This window comes from Bacillus sp. L75 (genome assembly GCF_003676355.1).
Lineage (GTDB): Bacteria > Bacillota > Bacilli > Bacillales > Bacillaceae > Bacillus > Bacillus velezensis.
In genome coordinates this window covers 1-261 of sequence record NZ_ML064981.1, presented here as the reverse complement: position 1 = coordinate 261, position 261 = coordinate 1, and the positions used below count along the sequence as shown (strand labels likewise).

Here is a 261-nt window from a genome sequence, read left to right as displayed (position 1 = left end):
AAGAAACGGAAGAAACTGAAGATGAAGCAAGCGATGATGAATCCGAAGACGGTGACGGGGAAAGTTTAACCTTAGATGGTGAAGACCACAGCCTTGAAGTTGTTCAAGAATGGAAGAAATCATTTGACGACATAAAGTCAATGCAAGCTGATTGTACTAAGAAGTGGCAAGAAGCATCGGACCTTCGTAAAGAGTCAGAATCACAAATCGAGAAAAATACCGACTTAACTTTACAATTGGAAGTTATGGTTGGTGAAGATA

1 protein-coding gene is annotated in these 261 nt (G+C 39.8%); it reads left to right on the top strand.

Annotated elements, in window-relative coordinates; all coding sequences use genetic code 11:
- Positions 1 to 261: hypothetical protein (locus tag D5S11_RS20040; protein WP_206504745.1), on the top strand; the 261-nt coding region annotated here is incomplete at both ends.